The sequence below is a fragment of the Xanthomonas axonopodis pv. maculifoliigardeniae genome (genome assembly GCF_041519315.1).
Lineage (GTDB): Bacteria > Pseudomonadota > Gammaproteobacteria > Xanthomonadales > Xanthomonadaceae > Xanthomonas > Xanthomonas euvesicatoria.
This window is the reverse complement of sequence record NZ_CP167998.1, coordinates 739,815-759,702: the sequence shown is the minus strand read 5'-3', so window position 1 is coordinate 759,702 and position 19,888 is coordinate 739,815. Positions and strand designations below refer to the sequence as shown.

General features: G+C 66.2%; 14 protein-coding genes. 3 read left to right on the top strand and 11 right to left on the bottom strand.

The window, feature by feature from the left end; translation table 11 throughout:
- The first annotated feature begins 356 nt into the window (after positions 1–356).
- The gene (locus ACDH77_RS03265) at positions 357–740 is read left to right on the top strand and encodes a hypothetical protein (RefSeq protein WP_014089325.1); all 384 of its coding nucleotides are present in this window, start codon (positions 357–359) and stop codon (positions 738–740) included.
- A 261-nt stretch (positions 741–1,001) separates the two neighbouring features.
- Here ACDH77_RS03265 and rodA read toward each other — a convergent pair whose 3' ends face one another.
- The 5 genes from rodA to ACDH77_RS03240 form a co-directional block, all read right to left on the bottom strand.
- Complete coding sequence (rodA, locus tag ACDH77_RS03260) at positions 1,002–2,120, bottom strand: rod shape-determining protein RodA (RefSeq protein ID WP_008573354.1); 1,119 nt, start codon at positions 2,118–2,120, stop codon at positions 1,002–1,004.
- Positions 2,117–4,177 (bottom strand): penicillin-binding protein 2, encoded by a 2,061-nt coding sequence (mrdA, locus tag ACDH77_RS03255; RefSeq protein ID WP_008573355.1) that lies wholly within the window; start codon positions 4,175–4,177, stop codon positions 2,117–2,119. Before mrdA ends, rodA begins: the two co-directional genes overlap by 4 nt.
- A 3-nt stretch (positions 4,178–4,180) precedes the next feature.
- Positions 4,181–4,666, bottom strand: a complete 486-nt coding sequence (mreD, locus tag ACDH77_RS03250) for a rod shape-determining protein MreD (protein WP_005911183.1) — start codon at positions 4,664–4,666, stop codon at positions 4,181–4,183.
- Positions 4,663–6,006 (bottom strand): rod shape-determining protein MreC, encoded by a 1,344-nt coding sequence (gene mreC / locus ACDH77_RS03245; protein ID WP_031420977.1) that lies wholly within the window; start codon positions 6,004–6,006, stop codon positions 4,663–4,665. The genes mreD and mreC overlap by 4 nt, the downstream gene beginning before the upstream one ends.
- A 165-nt stretch (positions 6,007–6,171) precedes the next feature.
- Positions 6,172–7,218 carry a rod shape-determining protein gene (locus ACDH77_RS03240; RefSeq protein WP_003482734.1) on the bottom strand — a complete coding sequence of 349 codons (1,047 nt, stop codon included), beginning with the start codon at positions 7,216–7,218 and terminating at the stop codon, positions 6,172–6,174.
- A gap of 275 nt (positions 7,219–7,493) precedes the next feature.
- On the opposite strand from ACDH77_RS03240, the gene ACDH77_RS03235 reads away from it, so the two are divergent.
- Entirely contained in the window at positions 7,494–8,426 is a 933-nt protein-coding gene (locus ACDH77_RS03235; RefSeq protein ID WP_008573357.1) for a carbohydrate kinase family protein, read from the top strand.
- Between the two features lie 253 nt (positions 8,427–8,679).
- Positions 8,680–10,665, top strand: coding sequence for a sigma-54-dependent Fis family transcriptional regulator (locus ACDH77_RS03230; protein ID WP_011346332.1), 1,986 nt, complete (start codon positions 8,680–8,682; stop codon positions 10,663–10,665).
- A 91-nt stretch (positions 10,666–10,756) separates the two neighbouring features.
- Here the strand turns inward: ACDH77_RS03230 and ACDH77_RS03225 are convergent, their stop codons facing one another.
- The 6 genes from ACDH77_RS03225 to ACDH77_RS03200 are packed head-to-tail and all read right to left on the bottom strand — an operon-like array spanning position 10,757 to position 19,808.
- Positions 10,757–13,141 carry a TonB-dependent receptor gene (locus tag ACDH77_RS03225; protein ID WP_372353733.1) on the bottom strand — a complete coding sequence of 795 codons (2,385 nt, stop codon included), beginning with the start codon at positions 13,139–13,141 and terminating at the stop codon, positions 10,757–10,759.
- 11 nt (positions 13,142–13,152) lie between these two features.
- Positions 13,153–14,259, bottom strand: coding sequence for an S-(hydroxymethyl)glutathione dehydrogenase/class III alcohol dehydrogenase (locus tag ACDH77_RS03220; RefSeq protein WP_014089321.1), 1,107 nt, complete (start codon positions 14,257–14,259; stop codon positions 13,153–13,155).
- Between the two features lie 35 nt (positions 14,260–14,294).
- Complete coding sequence (locus tag ACDH77_RS03215) at positions 14,295–15,341, bottom strand: beta-propeller fold lactonase family protein (RefSeq protein WP_372353732.1); 1,047 nt, start codon at positions 15,339–15,341, stop codon at positions 14,295–14,297.
- A complete protein-coding gene (locus tag ACDH77_RS03210; protein ID WP_031420966.1) occupies positions 15,338–16,006 on the bottom strand; it encodes a c-type cytochrome in 669 nt (222 codons plus the stop codon). Before ACDH77_RS03210 ends, ACDH77_RS03215 begins: the two co-directional genes overlap by 4 nt.
- Positions 16,007–16,032: 26 nt before the next feature.
- A complete protein-coding gene (locus ACDH77_RS03205) occupies positions 16,033–17,787 on the bottom strand; it encodes a quinoprotein dehydrogenase-associated putative ABC transporter substrate-binding protein (RefSeq protein WP_031420964.1) in 1,755 nt (584 codons plus the stop codon).
- Positions 17,784–19,808, bottom strand: a complete 2,025-nt coding sequence (locus ACDH77_RS03200) for a methanol/ethanol family PQQ-dependent dehydrogenase (protein WP_080721041.1) — start codon at positions 19,806–19,808, stop codon at positions 17,784–17,786. The genes ACDH77_RS03205 and ACDH77_RS03200 overlap by 4 nt, the downstream gene beginning before the upstream one ends.
- Positions 19,809–19,888 lie beyond the last annotated feature (80 nt).

The window sequence follows — 19,888 nt, the reverse complement described above, 5'->3', positions numbered from 1 at the left end:
GTGCCTTGCACGCGCGATGGCATGGGTCTTGTTGAGCCAACATTCCAGTCACCACACGCGGCCGGCTTGACCAGTTTATCCAAGGGCACCAGTGAATTTAATTCGCGTAGTTTTCAGTGGCAAATAATACCCCGGCCCACCGCTCCATTTACTCGAATTATATTAGATAAAATTCCCCGTTATATACATCCATATCCGACCCACGCGCTTTCGTGACTTTCTCCGCAATTCCATCTTATCCATTAACTTCACTATAGACAAAATGCGCGACGCTCAGGCAACAATTAAATGCGCCACTGGCGATATCCCCCGCAGCCTGCAACAGGCCGCCCTTCTCCAACCCAAATAAAATTTAAATGACCATATATTCGAACGCACGTGATTTCAGGAAAGCCGCATGCTGTGCCTTGCTCGCATTGGCAGCGGGAGTCGCCACGACGGCCAGCGCGCAGCAGGCCGTTCCCATTTTTGCGACAAATAAAAACCCCGGCGTGAAAGCAATTTTCGTACAGAACGTCAAAGTTCGCAGCGGATGGAGCTGCACCCCGGTACCTTCGAACGGCAGGACCACAACCCTTGCCTCGGTTCTTGTCGGCTCCACATTTCAAGTGGGTGGATTCAGCACGACCGACTGCAGACTCGGCACTGCGCTGCGAACCCTGAACCAGCCGACTTTCACAGTCGGCAACGTGTTTCAAGTCTTTATCGACGTTAACGGCAGCATCCGGGTTTCCCAATAAGGCCGCAACGCTCAGCCACTGACACGCGCGGCAGCCCTTCCTGCCAGGGGCTGCCGCGTCGCCAGCAAAAGGGACAATGTTCAAGGCGCACCTGCCGTACGATCCCGGCGCTGGCGGAAAGTGCCTGCCGGACAATGCGGGAATGAACGAGGTCGTGGCGCATATGATTGCCGTGCTCGGCGCGATGGCATGGACATCTTCGAGCGCCTTATTTCAGTCGCTGCGCGCATCGGTGCTTGAACGGCATATTTTCGGGACGGCTCAGTACCCGTGCACCGGGCGATGCGACTTTACTGCCATGACCAGGCCCAGGCCGGCCAGCAGCGACACCGCCGAGGTGCCGCCGTAACTCATCAGCGGCATCGGCACGCCCACCACCGGTAGCAGGCCGGAGATCATGCCGCCGTTGACCAGCACGTAGACGAAGAACGCCAGGCCGGTGGCGCCGGCAACCAGGCGCGAATAGGTGTCGCGCGCCTGCGAGGCGATCCACAGGCAGCGGCCGATGACGATCAGGTACAGGGTCAGCACGGTGGCGACACCGATCCAGCCGAATTCTTCGCTGAGCACGGAAAACGCAAAGTCGGTGGTCTGTTCGGGAATGAAGTTCAGGTGCGATTGCGAGCCCAGACCCCAGCCCTTGCCGTTCAACCCGCCCGAACCGATCGCGATCTTTGACTGGATGATGTTCCAACCCGCGCCAAGCGCGTCGTTTTCGGGGTTGAGGAACATCATGATGCGGTCCTTCTGGTACGGCCGCAGCAGCCAGAACCACGCCACCGGCGCAGCCGCGGACACACCGCCCACACCAACGGCCACCCACCACCACGGCAGGCCGGCCAGCAACAGCACGAACACGCCGCTGGCAGCAATCAACACGCCGGTGCCGAAGTCCGGCTGCAACATGATCAGCGCGGTGGGCACGCCGATAATCACGCCGGTCACCAGCACGGTGGCAATGCGCGGCGGCAGCGGCATGCGGTGGAGATACCAGGCCGCCATCATCGGCAGGCTGATCTTGAGCAGCTCTGCCGGCTGCAGGTAGAACACTTTCAGGTCCAGCCACTGCCGGCCGTACTTACCGGTGCCCAGCGCGAAGACCGCCAGCAGCGGCAGCATCGACAAGCCGTACACCCACGGTGTCCAGGCGCGCAGGCGCAGTACCGACATGCGTGAAATGCCCCACATCGCTGCTGCCCCGATAATGAAGCGGATGCCCTGCGCCAGCATCAGGTGCTCGCCATTGGCAGTGCCGCCGGCGCTCTTGAGCACCGACAGACCGATGGCCATCAGGCCGCCCAGCGCCAGGCACAGCACCCAGTCCAGGCTGCGCGTAAAGCGCGCAGCCATGTCCACCAACCAGCGCAGGATGTCGCTCAATGGTCGGTCTCCTGCACCGCGTCCGGCACATCCGGCACCACCGGTTGCGCGGGAGTGTTGGGGTCCAGCGCAACGGCGCTCTGGCCGATCACCACCGGCAGCTCGTCCAGCGTGGCAGCGGCGGCGTCGCCGGCGGCGCGCGCGTCGGTGACGCCGGCTTCGAACTGATTGACGCCCACGGCGGTCATGCCCAGCTCGCTGTCCAGCGGCTCCAGACCGGCGGGCATCTTGCCCAGCAGCCAGGCATCGAAGATCTTGCGTGCGATCGGCGCCGCCGAACTGGTGCCGAAACCGCCGCCTTCCACCGCCACCGCCACCGCGATGACCGGGTTGTCGGCCGGCGCGAAGCCGACGAACAGGCCGCGGTGACGCAGGTGCAACGGCAGGCTGCGCGGGTCCACTGCCGCCACGCCCTTGCGGCTGACCACCTGCGCGGTGCCGGTCTTGCCCGCCATCTGGTACGGCGCGCCCGGGGTGATCGCATAGCCGGTGCCGCCGGGCCGCATGGTGTCCATCATGCCTTCGCGCACCACCTGCAGATGCGCCGGGTTCTGGCTGAGCGGCTTGCCGGGCGGCTGGATCATCGGCTCCCAGGGATGATCGAAACCGGTGCGTTCTTCCAGCACCAGGTGCGGGCGCAGCAGCAGGCCACTGGCGATCGCCGAGACGCCGCGCACCAGCTGCAGCGGCGTGACCTTCCAGTCGCCCTGGCCGATGGCGATGTTGACCGTGTCGCCGGGATACCAGCGCTCCTTGCGCGTCTTGTACTTGTAGGCCGGCGACGGCAGGATGCCGCCGATTTCGCCCAGCAGGTCCACCCCGGTAGGCTGGCCGAAGCCGTACTCGGACATGTAGTGGTCGAAGCGCTCGATGCCCATATCCACCGCCAGGCGGTAGTAGTAGGTATTGACCGACTGGGCGATCGACTTGCGCAGGTCGGTCCAGCCATGCCCGCCGCGGTGCGAATCGCCCCAACCGCGGCTGACGCCGGGCAGGTAGAACATGCCGGTGGACAGCACCCGGTCTTCCGGCCGTCGCAGGCCGCTGTCCAAACCGGCCAACGCGATCAGCGGCTTGAGCGTGGAGCCCGGCGCCACGCCGCCCAGCACCAGCCGGTTGAACTGCGGCCGGGACGGGTTGTCGTTGAGCATCTTGAAATCGGTATGCGAGATGCCGTTGACGAACAGGTTGGGGTCGTAGCTGGGCAGGCTGACCATGCCCAGGATCTCGCCGGTGCGCGGGTCCATCGCAATGGCCGCCCCTTCGTGCTCGCCGAAGGCGGCCACCATCGCGCGCTGCAGGTCGGCGTCTACCGACAGGCGCAGATCCGCACCCGACTGCGGGGCGACCCGGCCGACGGTGCGGATGGCCCGCCCCTGCACATTGGTTTCGACCTGCTCGTAACCGACCTGCCCGCGCAGATCCTGCTCGTAGTAGCGCTCCAGCCCGGATTTGCCCATATGGGTGAGCGCAGCATTGCCCTCGCCCAGCACTGCCAGGTCTTTTTCGTCGATCCGGCCCACATAACCGATGATGTGCGCGAACAACGGGCCGTAGGGATAACGCCGGGTCAGATACGGCTCCAGCTCCACGCCGGGGAAGCGCCAGCGCTCCACCGCGAACCGTGCCATCTCTTCATCGCTCATGCGCAGCTTGAGCGTCACCGGCAAAAAGCTGCGGCGTGCGCGGCGCTCGCGGTTGAAGCGTTCCAGATCCTCCGGCGCGATCGGGATCACCTTGCCCAACGCGTCCAGCATGGCGTTCATGTCGGCGACCTTGTCGGGGGTCACGTCCAGACGGAAGGCCGGCACGTTTTCGGCCAGCAGCCGGCCGGTGCGGTCGTAGATCATGCCGCGCCCGGGCACCACCGGTTTGGGCTTGATGCGGTTGGCCTCCGAACGCGTGGCGTAGACCTCGTGGTCGAGCACCTGCAACTTGAAATACCAGCCGCCCAGGCCGACCAGGCAGATCACCACCATCACAAAGCCCAGCACCGCGCGACGGCGGAACTGTTCGGCCTCCGCATGCGGATTCTTGGGATGACGGCGCCCGTGCATGGCTTACTTCTTGCCCCGCTTGCCCAGCCGCACCGCATCCAGCACCACGAACAGCGGCGGCCACAGCGCCATGCCCAGCAGCGGCGCCCACCAGTAGCTCCACGGCAGGGTCGGCTCGCCCACCGCCAGATGCACCGCCGAAGATACGATGCGGTCGTTGAGCAGTAGCCCGCCGATGGCCAGCGCCTGTTGCGAGACCGGGAAAAAACGCATGCGCGCGCGGAAGCGCTGCAGGATGAAGGTCATGATCACCAGCCGCAGCGCCTGTTCGCCGAGCAGCCCGCCATACAGCAGATCAGCCAGCACGCCGGCCACGAAGGCCAGGCCCAGCCCAACCCGGTCCGGCTCCTCGATCACCCAATACGCCAGCACCAGCGCCAGCCAGTACGGCCGCAGCGGCTGCACCACCATCGGCAACGGCAGCAGGCCCAGGACCAGCGCAATGAAGATGCTCGCCGGCAGGATCCAGGTGTTGCGCATGCGGGTCATTGGTCCGTCTCCTGCGGAGAAGAACGGGATTGGGGATTGGGGATTGGGGATTGGTTAGAAGCGGCCGCCTGTGCTGGTGCGGCGTTGCCGTTGCCGTTGCCGTTGCCCCTTCCAGCGTCTCCACTCCCTGAAGCCTGTGAGCCCTGCGATGACGCTGCGCGGGAACCGCGGGTCTGGAGTTCAGGGCCGTTCGACCCAGGAGGACTGGCCGGCAGGCTGGCGTGGCCGCTGGATGCTGACGCTGATGCGCGGGCCGACTGGACACCAGGCGCGGCAGGTGTCGACACGGACTGTGTGCGCGGCGCGGGAACAGTGCCGGTGCCCGATGCCGCAGCGGCCGTCGGACGCGCGGTATCAATCATTACGTTGGAAATCCCGCCCACCGGCGTGCGTGGCGTGGCAGCCACCGGCGCGCTGGCGGCTGCCGCGCCGCCGTTGCTGTTGTCGCTGTTGCGAATCCCAACTCCCGAATCCCCAATCCCGGCCCCCGGCACCAACCGCAACGGCTTGCCGGCACGCAGCAGCAACACATCGCGGCCGCGATCGAGCTTGGCGGCCGGGGTCAGTTCGCCGACCAGGAAGGCGTGGGTATCGTCGGGATGCAGTTCGGAGACCTTGCCGACCGGGAAGCCGGCCGGGAAGCGGCCGCCCAAGCCCGAGGTGACGATTTCATCGCCCACCTGCACGCCGGCACTGAGCGGGATGTCGCGCAGTTCCAGGCGGTCGCCGCGCCCGTAGACGATCAGCCGCACGCCATTGCGCGCCACGCTGACCGGCACGGCGTGGTCGGGGTCGGTGAGCAGCAACACGGTGGAATGCAGCGGGGTGACTTCGATCACCTGTCCCATCAGGCCGCCGGCATCGATCACCGCCTGGCCCAGCACCACCCCTTCGCGGCTACCGGCGTCCAGCAGCAGGCGTTGGCGCGTCGGATCCAGATCGATGTTCAGGATCGGCGCCAGTTGCACATCCAGACCGCGGCGCTCGGCCACGTTGAGCAGTTCGCGCAGTTGCGCGTTGTCCAGGGCCGCGGTCTGCAACCGGGTCAGGCGCGCATTGGCGACCAATAGCTGATTGCGCAGATCCCGGGTCTCTTCCACCAGTTGCGCATGCGTTGCGGCGTTGTCGCGCACCTGCGAGCCGATGCGCCCCGGCAGCCCGGCCACCGCCCAGATCGGCTGGATCAGCAGATTGGCCTGCATGCGCACCTGGCTCAGCCAGCCACCGCGGCTATCGAGCGCGATCAGCACCACCGCCAGCACCAGATAAACCAGCAGCCGCAGCGTGGAGGTGACTTCGCCCGGACGGGAGGCGACGGGAGGACCGGCGTAGGAGGGCACGTTAAGGCCGGGATTCGGGATTAGGTATTGGGGATTCGAGGAGCAGTTGGCGGCCCCCGGTACGACTAAGCGTTAGACAAACAGGGCTACACCGCAATCGGTCAAGGCCGAAGGCCGGGACACGCTTTGCGAATCCCGAATGCCGACTCCCTAATCCCGAGCGCTTCACTCCGGCGCGAAGAACTCGTTGCCGTGCATGTCCACCAGCTCCAGCGCACGGCCGCCGCCGCGGGCCACGCAGGTGAGCGGATCGTCGGCCACCTGCACGTGCAGGCCGGTTTCTTCGGAGATCAGGCGGTCCAGGTCGCGCAGCAGCGCGCCGCCACCGGTAAGGACGATACCGCGCTCGGCCACGTCGGCACACAGTTCCGGCGGGGTCTGCTCCAGCGCCAGCTTCACCGCCGAGACGATGCCCGACAGCGGCTCGTGCAGCGCTTCGAGCACTTCGTTGGAGTTGATCTTGATCATCTTCGGCACGCCCTCGGCGAGGTTGCGGCCGGAGATTTCCATCTCCTGCACCTCGTCCTGCGGGTAGGCGCAGCCGATCTGCAGCTTGATGCGCTCGGCGGTGGCTTCACCGATCAGCATGCCGTGGTTACGGCGCACGTAATTGGTGATCGACTCATCGAAACGGTCGCCGCCCACACGGACCGATTGCGAGTACACGATGCCGTTGAGCGAGATCACCGCCACTTCGGTGGTGCCGCCGCCGATGTCGATGACCATCGAACCGCGCGCCTCGGTCACCGGCATGCCGGCGCCGATCGCTGCGGCCATCGGCTCTTCGATCAGATACACATCGCGCGCACCGGCCTCTTCCGCAGATTCCTTGATGGCGCGGCGCTCGACCTGCGTGGAGCCGGCCGGCACGCACACCAGCACGCGCGGGCTGGGGCGCAGGAAGCGCGATTTGTGCACCTTCTTGATGAAGTGCTTCAGCATCGCCTCGGTGTAGGTGAAGTCGGCGATGACGCCGTCCTTCATCGGGCGGATGGTGGTGATGTGGCCGGGGGTACGGCCGAGCATCTGCTTGGCCTCCGCGCCGACGGCAGCGACCGAGCGCGTGCCGCCGATTGCGCGATCCTGCCGCACCGCAACCACCGACGGCTCGTTCAGCACGATGCCCTGTCCGCGCACGTAGATCAGCGTATTGGCCGTGCCCAAATCGATGGACAGGTCGTTGGAGAACATGCCGCGGAGTTTCTTGAACATCGAGGGAGTCGTTCCTGGGTGAGTCGCGTGCCCGCCGCCAGACTGGCGAAAATTTGGGCAGAAAACGAAGTCGGCTAGCCTAGCAATCCCCCCCGGGGTGAGCAAGGAAAAATCGGCGATTTCGCCCCCGTTTTCATGTGGCGGTCACGCCGGCCATGGCATGCGGTTGTGGCCCTGATCGGCCGCAGCCGTTACCCTTTGCGCCGCGGCGCACGCGCCGTCCCGCTGCCATGCCCGGCAATTGGCGGGTTTTCCCAACGCAAAGGCCCGACTCGATGTCCGCACTGATCTGTGGTTCCCTCGCCTACGACACCATCATGGTGTTTCCGGACCAGTTCAAGAACCACATCCTGCCGGACAAGGTGCATATCCTGAATGTGTCGTTCCTGGTGCCGCGCATGCGCCGCGAGTTCGGCGGCTGCGCCGGCAACATCGCCTACAACCTGCATCTGCTCGGCGGCGCGCCGATCCCGATGGGCACCGTCGGCCAGGATTTCGGCCCGTACCGCGAACACTTCGAAACGCTGGGCATCGACCTGTCGCGGGTGAAGATCATCGACGACCTGTTCACCCCGCAGGCGTTCATCACCACCGACCACGACAACAACCAGATCACCGCCTTCCATCCGGGCGCGATGATGCGCAGCTACGAAAACCACGTGAAGGATGTGCCGGGCGTGACCCTGGGCCTGGTCGGCCCGGACGGGCGCGAAGGCATGATCCAGAACGCGGAAGAGTTCGCTGCCGGCGGCATCCCTTTCATCTTCGACCCCGGCCAGGCGATGCCGCTGTTCAACGGCCCGGAGCTGCGCCAGTTCATCGAACAGGCCCAGTACGTAGTGGTCAACGACTACGAGTCGAACCTGTTGCAGGAACGCACCGGCTGGGACGAAAAAGACATCGTCTCGCGCGTGCAGGCCTACATCACCACGCAGGGCCCGAAGGGCGCGCTGGTGCATACGCCGGAAAAGACCTACGACATTCCGCCGGCGCACGAGCGCCGCGTGGTCGACCCGACCGGCTGCGGCGATGCATTCCGCGCCGGGCTGATCTACGGCATCCAGGGCGGCTACGACTGGTTGACCATCGGCCGCATGGGCAACCTGATGGGCGCGCTGAAAGTGGAACACCCGGGCACCCAGAACCAGCGCTTCGACTTCGCCGAGTTCAACGACCAGTTCAAGCAGCAGTTCGGCTACGCGTTGTAGCCGGGAGGTGGGGATTCGGGAGTCGGGAGTCATAAAAGCTGGGTCCTGGCGCCTCGAGGCCACGAGGAACCGCGCGATGGCGCGGTTTTTTCGTTTTGGGGGCGAAAAGGCAGCCGCCCCCAGCCGAGCCGCTTTTGCCAATCCCGAATCCCGAATCCGCATCCCCGGCGTTTGCTGCACCGCGGTTTGAGCCTCGCCCCGGTTTATGCGTCACTGCCGCTCTGGCCCCGGGTAGGGACCGAGGAAGCGCCACGTGTCGGAAGTGACTGTCGCCAACCTCCTGCAGGCCACGGCCGGGCCCTTGTCCGATGCCCAGGCCGAATCGGCGCTGCTGGCGCGGATGCGCCGCTTCCGCCAGATCGAACCGCTGCCGCCGGCGCTGGCGCGCTCGTGGCAGCGCTGCCTGGACGAGTATGGGCTGAGTCCGGATGCCCCCCCGTTGCCGATGGTCCACGACGGCAGCGGGCTGCGCGAGCGCCAGCAGCGGCTCGAGGAAGTGCTGCGCATCGCCAAGGTGGAGATGGAGAACCTCTACGAGCAGATCGCCGGCGGCGGCTATGCCGTGGTGTTCGCCGACGCCGAGGCGACCTTGCTGCACAGCGTGCAGGACCCGGCACTGCTGCGCGAATTCCGCCAGACCGGGTTGTTTTGCGGCGCCAGCTGGGCCGAGCGCTACCAGGGCACCAACGGTATCGGCACCTGCGCGGTGGAGCGCAGCGCGCTAGGCGTACATCGCGGCGAGCATTATCTGGCCCGGCACCTGCCGCTGTCGTGCAGCGGTGCGCCGATCCTCGACCCGCACGGGCAATTGCTGGCGGTGCTGGATGCGTCCACGCCGGACGCGCGCGACACCAAGCTGGTACAGCGCCACACCAGCGCGTTGGTGCGCATGTCGGCGGCACAGATCGCGCGTTCGTATTTTCTGGAGCAGTATCGGCACGCGTGGATCCTGCGCTTCCACAGCCGCCCGGAGTTCGCCGGCCTGTTGCACGAGGCGCTGATGGCGATCGGCGCCGACGGCTGCGTGCTGGCCGTCAACGAAGCGGCGCTGGAACAGCTCGGCAAGGGCGACCGCAGCCTGCTGGTCGGGCGCGACATCTCGCAGGTGATGCAGCTGGACTTCGACACCGTGGAGCAGCGCGCGCGCAACGCTGCCAGCACGCTCTGGTCGATCCGCTGCGCCTGCCACGGGCGCCGTTTCTTCGCCCTGGCGCAGCCGCCGCGCCGCAACGCGGTTGCTGGCGGCGCACACGCCACCCCCGCCGACGATGGCGAGGCCGCTTACGCACGCGAGCACGTCGGCTCCGATCCGCGCATGCGCCACAACCTGGACAACGCGCTGAAGCTGGTCGCGCATCGCGTGTCGATCCTGCTGTGCGGCGCCACCGGCACCGGCAAGGAGGAGTTCGCCAAGGCGGTGCACCGCGGCTCGCCATGGGCGGCGCGGCCGTTCGTGGCGGTGAACTGTGCGGCGATTCCCGAGGCGCTGATCGAGAGCGAACTGTTCGGCTACGCGCGCGGCGCGTTCACCGACGCCGCGCGCGAAGGCCGCCACGGCAAGCTGCTGCAGGCCAGCGGTGGCACCTTGTTCCTGGACGAAATCGGCGACATGCCGCTGCCGCTGCAGACGCGGCTGCTGCGCGTGCTCGAAGAACAGAGCGTGACCCCGCTGGGCAGCGACCGGGCAATGCCGCTGGAGTTGCACGTGATCAGCGCCAGCCACCGCGACCTGGCGCAGATGGTGGCCGCCGGCGAATTCCGCGAGGACCTGTACTACCGCCTCAACGGCGTGGTGCTGCATCTGCCGCCGCTACGCGAACGCAGCGACAAGGCCGAACTGATCCGCACCCTGTTGCGCGAGGAAAACAGCGAGCGCAGCGTGCGCATCAGCGAAGATGCGCTGCACAAGCTGCTCAGCTACGCCTGGCCGGGCAACCTGCGCCAATTGCGCAATGTGCTGCGCACGGCGGCCGTGCTGTGCAGTGACGAGGTGATTCGCCTGCCGAATCTGCCGCAGGAGATCGTCGACGCGGGCAGCGCTCCTTGCCTGGTCGATGCGCGCGCGGTCGCGGCCGACGATATGCCCGGCCGCGTTGCATTGGATCAGGCCGAACGGCTGGTGCTGCAGCAACAACTCGAACGCCATCGCTGGAATGTCAGCCGCACCGCCGATGCCCTGGGCATCAGCCGTAACACCCTGTATCGCAAGTTGCGCAAGCACGGGCTGGAGACCGGGTGAATCGGGAATCGGGAATAGATAAAAGCAGCGCGCTGACGCTCTACGATTCCCGATTCCCGATTCCCGATTCCCGATTCCCGATGTCCCGCGATCAAAGCGCCCAGCGCACGCCGATCAGGTACTGCCGGGGCACCCCCGGTGCGAGAAATCGTGCCGGGCCGGTTTCCACTGGCGCATCCTGCGGGCGCGCGAGTCCGCCGTCGGGAAACACGTCTTCGGCCACGGCGGCATAGGTGGCGTAGCGGCGGTCGAAGACGTTGTCGATCCGGGCGAACAGCGACACCCGCGCGTTGATGGTCCAGCGCGCCTGCAGGTCGACCAGGGCATAGCCGGCGGTGCCGATGTCGATACGGTCGGGCGCGGCCTGGCCTTCTTCGGCATTGTCGACCTGGCCATCTTCGTTGCCGCTGGCCACCCGCCCGGAGACCGCACGCACGCCCACGCCCAGCGTCAGCGCATCGCGTTGCCACTCCACCCCGAGCTTGAGGTTGTGCCGCGGTAGCGCGGCGATCCGCAGTCCCGGCCGCAGCGCGATCACACGCTCGCCGGACAGCAATTGGCCGTCGCTGCGGTAAGTGGCATCCAGGTAGCTGTAGCCGGCCGACCACTGCCAATCGCCGCTGCGCAGATGCAGTGCCGCGTCCACGCCCTGATAGCGCGTGCGGCCGACATTGTCGAAGTAACCCAACTGCGTATCCGGTGCGCGCAAGAACAGAATGTCGTCGCGATTGTCGGCGCGGTAGACCGACAGCGTGGCGTTGCGATCGGCCGACGGCGTCCAGCGCGCGCCCAGTTCGTAGGTGCGCGAGATGATCTGCTCCAGGCGCGGATCGGCCTGCAGACCGGTCGGCAACCGACATGGCTGAGTGGGATCGGCGCAGCCCAATTCGATGGCGGTCGGTGCACGGCTGTTCTGCGCGACCGAGCCGTAGAGCGTCACCGCCGATGCGAGCCGCCGGGTCAGCCCCAGCGACGGGTTGGCTTTGGCATAAACGAAGCGCTCGCGTGGGCGGTCGCCGTCGTCGGCGGTGGAAAGAACGTTGTCCACCACCACATGATTCCAGCGCACCGCGGCGGTGAGATGGGTGGCATCGTCCAGTGCCCAGGTGTCGGCCAGGAACACGCCCAATGTCTGCGTACTGCCGCGCACGCCGGAAAAGAACGCGCGGTCTGTCGCCGGATCTGCAACGACCGAGCGGTCGGGCTGCACCCACCCGTCGCGGGCGAATTGCCGATAACGCACATGGCCGCGATCGAAAGTGGCGCCGGTGGTGAGCGCATGCGCGCCCCATTGCATGCTCAGATTGAGCGCAACGCCCTGCGCGTGCTGACGCATCTGGGTGGTGTTGAGCGCGCCGGTGTGCAGCGTGTCGGCATCGGTGCGGGCGACGTCGCAATCGGCATCCAGTGCGCTGCCATCGGTGGCGTAACCGGAAGCGCACTCTTCGACGAATTCCTCGTAGTCCTGCCCGATGTCGCCATTGACGGTGTCGCGCCGCCCCATCTTCGAATAAGCCAGCGCGTGCAGCGCAGTGTCTGCATCGAAACGATGGTCCAGCTGCACGCTCAATAGCGTAGTGCGATTGCGGGTGAGATCGGGCGATGTGTAGACCGAGCGCCGATCGGCGCGATACAAGCCGGGCTCCGGACCTTCGTCGGTGTAGCGTGTATCGGGCAGCAGACCATTGCCGATCAGACGGCTGCGCCCGTGCAGCAGCGACAGGCTCCAGTCGGTCTGCTCGCCTTGCTTACCGACCTTGCCGAACACGGTGCCAAGCCGGCCTTCGGAGGCAGCGCGCCAGCCGTTTTCGTCGAAGCCGGTCAGCGCGACAAAGCCATGCCAGCCGTCGGCGCCGGCAACGCCGTAACTGGCATCCAGCCGCTTGCGCGTGCCGCTGCCGATGCTCGCTTCCCCCTGTAATCCGGGCGCGGTCAGCCCGGAGGCGGTAGACAGCACCACCGCGCCACCCAGCGTGTTCGGCCCGAACAGCGGGTTGGAACCCGGCATCAGCGTCACGGCGCTGATTGCCGCTTCGGGCAGCATGTCCCAGCTGACGATATCGGCGAACGGTTCGTTGAAGCGCACGCCATCCAGATACACCGACACCCCCTGCGAGGCGCCCGGCAGCGCCGACGCACGAAAGCCATGGAAGGTGAGATCGTTCTGGAACGCACTGCCCTGCACGTCGTTACCGTCCACGCCCACGAAGCGGCGCTGCAGCAGATCGCTCAGGTTGTTGCTGCGCCCACGCGACAGTTCGGCATTGCTTGCCGACTGCACCATGTACGGCAATTGCGCCGCATCGATGGTGGTGCCCGGGATCGGCGTGGCGGTCACCTCGATACGGTCCAACCAGGTGACTTGCGGCGCTTCCGCTGCAACGGCCACTGCGCTGCGTGCGAGCAAGGCCATGGCGCATGCGCCTGCCAATCCCCTGCGATGCAGCGTCGCTGTCCTGCATCTGCCTGCTGCCATGTGCGTCTCCTTCAATACACCACGATGGATTTGATGCCGCGTGCCGCACGCAGGTCCGCCAACGCCTGGTTGATGTCGTCCAGCGCCAGCGTGCGCGTGATCAGCGGCGCCAGTTGAATGTCGCCGTGCAGATAGCGTTCGACATAACCAGGCAACTCGCTGCGGCCTTTGACGCCACCAAAGGCGCTGCCGCGCCACACCCGCCCGGTGACCAATTGAAACGGGCGCGTGCTGATTTCCTGCGTGTCCTCGGCCACGCCCAGGATGACGCTCTCGCCCCACCCCTTGTGGCAGCACTCCAGCGCGGCGCGCATCGCACCGACATCGCCGATGCATTCGAAGCTGTGGTCGGCGCCGCCATCGGTCAGGTCCACGATCACCTGCTGGATCGGCGCACCGTAGTCGCGCGGATCCAGGCAATCGGTGGCGCCCAGCGTGCGTGCCAGTGCGAATTTCGCAGGGTCGATGTCCACCGCGATGATGCGACCGGCCTGGGCCAGCACTGCGCCCTGTATCACCGACAATCCGATGCCGCCCAACCCGAACACCGCCACGCAATCTCCCGGCCGCACATGCGTGCTGTTGAGCACCGCACCGACGCCGGTAGTGACCGTGCAACCGAGCAGGCAGGCCTGCTCCAGCGGCGCATCCGGATGGATGCGTGCGACCGCAATCTCCGGCAACACCGTGTATTCGGAAAACGTGCTGGTGCCCATGTGATGCAGGACCGGCCGCCTGTGCAACGAGAACCGGCTGCTGCCATCGGGCATCAGGCCACGTTCCTGGCTGCTGCGAATCGCCTGGCACAGATTGGTACGGCCGGAACGGCAGAATTTGCACACGCCGCATTCGGGCATGTACAGCGGAATCACGTGATCGCCGGCCCGCACGCTGGTGACGCCGATCCCGACGTCTTCGACAACACCGGCGCCCTCCTGCCCCAGGATCGCCGGGAAGCTGCCGGCGTGGCCATGCGCCAACGCATGCGCATCGCCATGGCAAATGCCGGTAGCGACCAGGCGCACCAGCACCTCACCGGGACGCGGTGGCTGCAGGTCTACCTCTTCGATGGTCAACGGCTGGTGCGGACCCCAGGCCACCGCAGCGCGTGTCTTCATCCGGCCTCCCTGACGCGCGTCGGCCTGCCGGCCGCTCAGCGCGCGATGATCACGCCCCACGGCAGCTCGCCGACGGGGATCTGTTTGAGTTCGCGCAAGCTGGCGGTGTCGATCACGCTCACGCTGTTGGAACGCCCGTTGGCAACGTAGAGCTTGTCGCCGGTCGGCGTAAGCGCCGGATTCCACGGACGCTGCCCGACCGGGATCTCGGCCAGGGTGCGTGTGGTCTTGAGATCGATCACGCTGACCGTGCCGGCGCCCCCGTTGGAGGCATACAGCCGCGCGCCATCTCCCGACAGCGCCACGCCGGCGGTGCGCACGCCGGCCGGCAGGCTGGCGCGCCGCTGACGCGTCTGCAGGTCGATCACGTCCACCACGTTGGCGGTTTCCTGGGCGATGTACACGCTGTGCCCGTCGGGTGCGAACGCCATGCCGCGCGGATGCCCGCTGGTGGCCACCACGCCGCGCGATCGATGCGTGGCCAGCTCGATCATGTCCATGTCGTTGGAGCCTTCATTGCTGGTGAGCAACCACTTGCCATCCGGGGTGTAGGCGCAATGCTCCGGCGCCTGCCCGCGCGTGGCGATCACCTGCTGCACGACAAATTGCGCCGCGTCGATCAGCGTCACCTGATTCTGGCCTTCCACGCATACCGCGAACTGCTTGCCGTCCGGCGACAACGCGATGCCTTCGGCGTTCTCGCCGATGTCCACGCTGCGCAACACCGCATCTTTTTCGGTATCGAGTTCGACCAGCCGGTGATGCTCGGCATCGATCAGATACAGATGCCCTTGCGGGCCGGGCAATAGCTGCTGCAAGCGCTTGCCGAGCTGGCCCTGCGCGCTGAGCGTGCGCACCACGGTATCGGTGTGCGTATCGATTACCGAGACGGTACCACTGCGTTGATTGGGCACATACGCAAACACCGGCGGCGTTGCCGGCGCCGGTGCTGCAGGGCCCGTCGTCGCGGGTGCGGCGGTGGAGGCCGGCGAGGCAGCGTCGCGCTGGCAGCCGGCCAGCAGCAGCGTGGCCAGCAGCGTTGCCGCAAGCATGCATGGCCAGCGAGCAGGCGCTGGCCTCATTGCGCCTTGCCTGCAGTCTTGTTGATCGAGTGGATGAAGGCGAGCAACTTTTCGGTATCGCCGGGCTTGAGCACCGGCGCGAACGGCGGCATCTGCCCGACGACCTTTTCGTGCCCGACGCGGGTCTTGCCGTGGGTGATCATGGCCGCGGTGCCTTCATTGATCAGCGTACGCAGGGTGTCGTCGTCGCTGCCGTACACCCAGATGTCGTTGGTCAGCGGCGGGCACATGCCACCGCCACCGGTACCGCCATGACAGGCATTACAGCCGGCCGAGAAATAGATCTTCTTGCCTTCTGCGACCAGTTCGGGCGTGACCTTGACCTCGGGTCCCTTGGGAATCGGCACGATCGTGGCAGGTGGTGCGACCGGCGTCGCTGGATCCGGGGCAGGCCCGGCCGCCACATTCGGCATCCCTGCGGCCGCAGGTGCAGGTGCAGACGCTGTGCTGTCGGCGGCTGGCGCAGGCGCCGGTGCGCTGGCGGCCGCCGGGGGCGCTGGCGGCGGCGCATCGGCGGCCGGGGCCGGCGGCGCGTCCTTGCCGCATGCCGCCAACACGACGCTGAACATCAACGCGCACAGCGGTGCGCGGACGGAACGATCGAGATAACGTGTAGTGGACGTGCGCATGAACGAACCTTTTTGATCGGAGGGAACGCCGCGCACTCCGGTGCGCGCGACGAGTGAGGCAATCATTTGGGTGCCGGGCGCGGGGCCTCGGCGAGCAGCGTGGCCAGCGCGGTGTCGCCACGTGCCTGCGCCAAATCCGCAGCGCTCTTGCCGTCGCGGTTGCGCGCAGACGGGTCGGCACCTGCGGCCAGCAGGCGTCGGGCAACCGCTTCGCGCCCGGCCGCGGCAGCCAGCATCAGCGCTGTGACACCGGCCTGATTGGCGTGGTTGACCTCGGCGCCGCGTGCCAGCACAGCCTCCACAATGGCCGGGTCGTCGCGCGCCACCGCAAACATCACCGGGGTGAACCCGGTGGGGTTGGCGCGCCGCACGGTCGCGCCCTTGTCCAGCAGCGCCTGCACCACTCCCACGTCGGCATAGAACACCGCAAGATCCAGCGCGCTCCAGCCGTCGCTGGACACGGTGTCCACCGGCGCGCGCTTGGCCAGCAACCTGCCGACACTGTCGGCGTCATTGGCCCAGGCGGCTTTCATCAGTGCGGTCCAGCCGCTGGCGTCGCGCGCCTCGATGCGTGCGCCGGCATCCAGCAGCAGGCCGACCAGGTCCGTCTCCTGATTGCGGATGGCCTGGTGCAACGGCGGCTCGCCCAGCAGGTTCGCGTGATTGGCATCGGCGCCATGGCGCAGCAGCCATGCCGCACGCACGGCATCGCCCGCGTCCAGTGCATGCGCCAGTTCCTGGTTCGGGTCTGCACCGTCGGCGATGCGCAATTGCAGCTGCGCCAACTCTTGCGACGAGGCCGCCGGACTGGGTGCAGTGGATGCCGGTGTCGGCGTGACATACGGCCCGTGCGACGCCAGATCGCCGGCCACCACGCAGTCGCTACAGCGCACCAGCGGCACGTGATACCTGCGCAGGATTTGGTCGATCTTTGCCGCGCTCTGCTGCAGCGCCGTGTTCAACGCATCGCGCAGGTCTGCATTCTTGCGCGACACCGCCCAGGCCATCGAATACTCCAGCACCGCATCGTCGATGGTGTTCAAGGGCACCATTCCCAGACCGTTGCGCTGTGCGTAATACCCGGCCACCGGGCCCCAGGATTCGGCCGCATCCAGCGTGTTGGCGGCAACCCGTTCGACCAGCTTGCCGGGGTGTTCTTCCGGCGCAGTGGCCGAGTCGTAGAACAGGTATTGCACCTCACCGCTGATGCCATGCTCGTACAGCGCCTGACGCGCAGGCGAGCTCTGGAACACGCCCAGGCGCAGCTTCTTCAGCGCCGGGTCGTCCAGCGAAGCAGGCCGCACATTCAAGCCTTTGCGTGTGACCAATACATAGGTCGAGCGATAGAGCGGGCGCGTGACCACCCCTTGCTCGAAATCGCTGTTGAGATCCATCAGCACATCGCAACGGCCCGCGTTGATCGTGCTGCGTGCCAGCCCGCGCTGGTAGTAGGTGCGCCATTCGTATTGCAGGCGCCGGCCCATGGCAGCGGCCACGACCTGGGCAATCTTGTTCTGGAAGCCTTCGCCGGCCTTGTTGGACAACGGCATGTTGCCCGGGTCTGCGCACACGCGCAGCACGTGCGGGTCGGGCGCTGGCGGCGGTGTTGCCGGCGAGTTGGTTGATGCAGGTGCCGCAGCGGGCACCACATCCGAACGAGAAGCGCGAGCCGTCGATGAAGACGGCTCGCGTGTGCAACCTGCGGCGACGAGTCCGAGGCTGCACAGCACCAGCACCTGCTGCAGGTGCCGGGTGATGCCGCGCACGCCGGCAGCAAGCTGCCGAGGTGCGCGTCCAACGCCTTGCGTGCAGATCATCGTGCCGTCTTCGCTGCGGCATTGGCGGTACCGCCACCTGCGGCCGCAGTGGCGGTCGCAGTGGCAGTCACGGTCTTGCCGGCGCCATCGATACGGAAGCTGTGGACCATGCCGCCGAGCGGGATCTTGTCAAAGCCCGCACCGAACGCCAGCCCTGCCGCACCCAGCGCGCCATACGGATCGGACGGATCCAGGCCCGCAGTGACCGGCAGGCCGATCCACCCGCCGATACCGGAGAACACCGCCACGTACTGATGGCCGTTGGCTTTATAAGCGATGGGGTTACCGATGATGCCGGACGGCAGCTTGGTCTCCCACAGCTTCTTGCCGGTGTCCTTGTCCACCGCGCGGAACCAACCATCCAGCGTGCCGTAGAACACCAGCCCGCCGTCAGTGACCAGGGTGCCGCTCCACACCGGGTACTTCTCCTTGATCTCCCACTTGGACTTGCCTTCCACCACGTCGAACGCCTTGACGATGCCCAGCGCGCCCGGCTCGTTCGGCTTCATCATCACGTTGGCGAACACATACGGCAGGCCCATCATGGTGTTGCCGCGCTCCTGCGGTTCCAGCTCCATGTGCCAGTTATTGGTGCCGCAGAAGAACACCGCCGCATTGGCCGGATCCACCGAGCACGGCTGCTGGTCCTTGCCGCCCATCGCCGACGGAAACGCCTGCACTTTCTTGCCGCGTTCCAGCGGAGAATGCGCAGCCACCTTGACCGGGCGACCGGTCTTCATGTCGATGCGTTCGGCCCAGTTGGCCGGCACGAACTTGTGCGCGCGCAGCAGCGTGCCATCGCGCCGATCGAGCACGTAGGCAAAGCCGTTACGATCGAACTGCACCACCGAGGGGACTTGCTTGCCGTCGATGGTCAGGTCGACCAGGATCGGCTCGTTGATGCCGTCGTAATCCCACTGGTCGAACGGGGTCTTCTGGTAGCCCCACACCGCCTCGCCGGTATCGATCTTGCGGGCGAACAGGGTCATCGACCACTTGTTGTCATGCTCGCCGTTGTTGCACTCCTCCTGCGAGGTCTTGCCGCAACGATACGACGGGCTCCACAGGCCGGGATTGCCGGTGCCGTAGTACACCAGCTTCAACTTCGGGTCGTAGCTGTACCAGCCCCACGCTGCACCGCCGCCGCGCTTCCATTCTTCGTTGGGAAAGGTCTTGACGCCCAGGTCGCCGAGTTGGCCATGCTGCGGATTGGCCTTGTTGAAATCCGGACCCAGGCAGATCGCCTTGTCGGTGCCGGCCGCATCGCAGGACCAGGCCTGCTTGCCATCGGCGAGGTTGTAGGCGGCCACGCGCCCGAGCACGCCGAATTCGTTGCCGCTGATGCCGGCCACCACCTTGCCGTCGGCGATGATCGGCGCCATGGTGATGGTTTCGCCCTTGTCCGGGTGGGCGAGTTTTTGCTTCCACACTTCCTTGCCGGTCTTGGCATCGAGTGCGATCACATCGCCGCTGAGGCTGCCGAAGACCAGCTTGCCATCGGCATAGGAGGCGCCGCGGTTGACCGTGTCGCAGCATGCCACGGCCACCGACCGTTCGTCCTGTTGCGGGGTGTATTTCCACAACACCTTGCCGCCGTCGTCCTGCGCCGCCAGATCGATGGCGAAGACGTTGTTCGGATACGCACTGACCATGTACATGATGCTGCCGATCACCAGCGGCTGGCCTTCGTGGCCGCGCGTGGCGTCGGTTTTCATCTCCCACGACATCTTCAGATTCTTGACGTTGTCGCGATTGATCTCGGCCAGCGGGCTATGCCGGGTGAGTGCGAAGTCGCGCCCCACACCGCCCCAGTTGTCCGCATTGCTGGCATTGGCGGTGAACTCGCTATCGGTATCGACCGCGGCGGCAGGTGCAGCGGCGGGCGCAGCGGCAGGTGTTGCAGCCGTTGCCGGCGCCGCAGTTTCGGTCGGTGTGTCTTTCTTGCAGCCAGACAGAACGGCGCTCAGCGCAAGCATGAGCAGCGCAGTGCTGCATACGCTGCGACAGGAAGATTGGTGCATGTGCGTCTACCCCTCTCGTTTGAACAACCAGTCGGTTGAAACATCCCGCAGCGCAGGCGCTGTCACCGCCGTGGCGATGC